Origin of the sequence: Pelagicoccus sp. SDUM812003 (assembly GCF_031127815.1) — a bacterium.
Lineage (GTDB): Bacteria > Verrucomicrobiota > Verrucomicrobiia > Opitutales > Opitutaceae > Pelagicoccus.
This window is the reverse complement of sequence record NZ_JARXHY010000042.1, coordinates 1-3,052: the sequence shown is the minus strand read 5'-3', so window position 1 is coordinate 3,052 and position 3,052 is coordinate 1. Positions and strand designations below refer to the sequence as shown.

At 46.5% G+C, this 3,052-nt stretch carries 5 protein-coding genes; all 5 read left to right on the top strand.

Annotated features, from left to right (window positions below; translation table 11 throughout):
* Nucleotides 1-311: GNAT family N-acetyltransferase (locus tag QEH54_RS22570; RefSeq protein WP_309020994.1), on the top strand; the 311-nt coding region annotated here is incomplete at its 5' end.
* 71 nt (nucleotides 312-382) lie between these two features.
* Entirely contained in the window at nucleotides 383-829 is a 447-nt protein-coding gene (locus QEH54_RS22565; RefSeq protein WP_309020993.1) for a hypothetical protein, read from the top strand.
* Between the two features lie 512 nt (nucleotides 830-1,341).
* On the top strand, nucleotides 1,342-1,602 hold the full coding sequence (locus QEH54_RS22560) for a hypothetical protein (protein ID WP_309020992.1): 261 nt from the start codon (nucleotides 1,342-1,344) through the stop codon (nucleotides 1,600-1,602).
* Between the two features lie 145 nt (nucleotides 1,603-1,747).
* Entirely contained in the window at nucleotides 1,748-2,182 is a 435-nt protein-coding gene (locus tag QEH54_RS22555) for a hypothetical protein (protein ID WP_309020991.1), read from the top strand.
* A 35-nt stretch (nucleotides 2,183-2,217) separates the two neighbouring features.
* A complete protein-coding gene (locus tag QEH54_RS22550; RefSeq protein ID WP_309020990.1) occupies nucleotides 2,218-2,691 on the top strand; it encodes a GNAT family N-acetyltransferase in 474 nt (157 codons plus the stop codon).
* Nucleotides 2,692-3,052: the final 361 nt, after the last annotated feature.

Sequence of the window (3,052 nt, the reverse complement as noted above, 5' to 3'; positions counted from 1 at the left end):
GAAGGATCGTTGGCGACGGTGGCCTCTTCTTCTACGTCCAAGACATCATCGTAAAAGAGAAGTATCGAGGAAATGGATTCTCCAGATTGATAATGGATGATCTCCTCGAGTACTTGCGGGGAGTTGCCAAGAAAGGAGCTTTCGTAGGTTTGTTCTCGGTAAAGGGAGTCGAACCACTCTACGAGTCCTACGGATTTGTCTCCCGACCAAATGACACGTTTGGAGCTGGAATGTTTATCCCCGTTGAAAACCTAATGAAAATAAAGCAGAACCAGTCAGCCCATACAACTCCAGCCAGCGCTCCGCGCTGACTTCCGCGTATGGCTTTCACGTTGGGCAAATAACAATGGGCAGCATCTACATTCAAAGCGGAATCTTTCCCATGGAAACCGGATATGGCGATCAAGCCTATTTCGGCATGACGCATCGTGACGCTGTCGCTCGTCTCGAAGAACATTTCGACCATCTGAAACGAGGAATACACACAAACCAGTACATACAAAACTACTACAATTTGAAAGGCCCTGACCAAATCTACACCGGAATCGTGATCGAGTGCGACGACTATTATCTGAACACACTCGAGAAAGCGTACATTTGGTATGGAAACACAAATAGACGTAACAACCCAGAAGGATGGAATAAAAGTGGCGGTGGAGAAGGTGCAAAGAAGCATCTGATCCCATATTCATTCGTGAAAGACGAAACCATCCACCAAGGGGATGACCTCCTTCAGTTCTTAAAGATAGATGGATCACCTGAGCCAAGCGGCTTCATCGGTCTACTTGATGGCAGAACCAACGAGTATAATGGATACAAAATCTACTAAGCCCAACCAGGCAGCCCATACAACTCCGGCCATCGCTCCGCGATGACCTACGCGTATGGCTTTCACGATATGCAGAGAATTAAAACAACGATTCTAACCATATTCATCTTGTTCGCTTGCGGATGCTCCACTCTATCGTCCTCTCGACTGACCGAAGATGAATGGCAAACGGTTATTGAATCAGCACGAACGAAGGTCACCGAATCTAACCTTTTCACCGATGCAGAAAAGAAAATGACCCAAACTGTGATTCCGACCATTCATCACTACATAATCAGCAAGCCATACGCACAATACCGAATCTTCTGGGACCTCAATGAGAACGAGGAAGTATTCATAAGAGGAGAAGGAAACATCCTCACGTTGGAAGGATTTGAGATTTCGAGAAGACAGAAAGAAAGATGATCAAACTGACGAACAAAAAAGAAGAGCATATCCAGTCGTCCCATACAACTTCGGCCAGCGCTCCGCGCTGACCTACGCGTATGGACTTCACGTTCTGCAGAAAATAGATGAATCGAAAAACCTATCTCGTTCTAGCCATATTGCTGGCCGCATTTGCTCTATTGAGCGGATACGAATACTGGAGCGAAACGAATGAAGGTTATCGATTGGCCTACAAGGCACTACTCCGCACGATCGGACTAGCAGCTCTCGCCTTCACTTTCTTTGGCAAGTTCTGGATGACCAAGAAAAGAAAAGCGAAAAGAGATGAGAAGATCGAAGAGATCAAAAGAAGAAATAGGTCTGAAAGGAAATCTCCTACAATCTGAATGAAAAAAAATAAGCAGAACCAGTCGGTCCATACAACTCGGGCCAAGCGCCCGAGTTGTGGCAGCAGCAAGGACATATCTTCACAACTCCCTGCACGACGGTTCTCTAGCCCTCGCGTATGACCTTCACGTTGGACGAAAAAGAATGAACAAGCGAGTATCCAGTCTTTGGACATTCCCCCTGAAATACGGTTACGTTCTGTGTATCGGAGTACTCGCGGTGATGGCGTTCACCGAAGAAGCAAAAGAAACCAGATTACTCATCCTCAGTTTTGGGTCGCTGATTGTTCTGATCAATTTCATGTTCTATCACAACCTGGCTACAGTCTACCAACTTGAGCACGGACTACGCTTCAAAAAATCAAAGAAAGAGTTCGAGTACACTTATCCTGAAATCCAAGAGGTCGAGATCGAACGATTTGTGAATTGCCAGCCAATAAGAATAAGAACCAGTGATGGAAAGAAGTTCAGATTCCTTTCGGTTGGCTCATTGTACTGGGCCAACAAGGAGCTCGTGAACGAATTGAAAAATAGGTCCAACCAGTCGTCCCATACAACTCCGGCCAGCGCTCCGCGCTGACCTGCGCGTATGGACTTCACGTTCTGCAGTAAATTATGAACCCAACGATTGAATACAGGATTCCTACCCTTCTCGAATACAACGATCTTCGTGAGCAGGTTGGCTGGGGCGTTCCTGATTCGTCGGCCACTCTGGAATCCCTCAATAACGCCTTGCACACGGTTTGTCTAAAGTTGGACGAAGAGTTGATTGGAATCGGCCGGATCGTCGGCGACGGCGGTCTCTTCTTCTACATCCAAGACATCATAGTAAAGAAGGAGTATCGAGGAAATGGATTCTCCAGATTGATTATGAATGATCTCCTCGAGCACTTGAGAAGAGTTGCCAGAAAAGGAGCGTTCATTGGTTTGTTCTCGGTAAAGGGAGTAGAGCCGTTTTATGAGTCCTACGGTTTTGTCTCTCGACCAAATGACAAGTTTGGAGCCGGGATGTTTATCCCAATTGAAAACCTAATGAAAATCGAGCAGAACCAGTCAGCCCATACAACTCCAGCCAGCGCTCCGCGCTGACTTCCGCGTATGGCTTTCACGTTCTCCGAAAAAAATAACGACTCTCGAATCGGAGGTTGCAACATCCTCAGCTAGTGCGACCACGACAGAATGTCGAAACAGAGTTGGAAGAAACACGACAAGTTTAGCAGACAAAGGAATTCGACTTCAGGCGTATCGAGCTTCACCATTCGACAAGGAATCCAAAATGACGGTCTGGTTTTTAGAAATAGAAAACTTCGTGAAGGAAGCCGAAACCTCCTGCACTGTAGAAAGAAAGATTTTGGAGAACCAGTAGGAATGAGAAGGCACAGAGACGAGTCGCCATGAGGCGACCCGTCAATATAGTGCCTTTATGAATACAGCTACTACAACTCACACC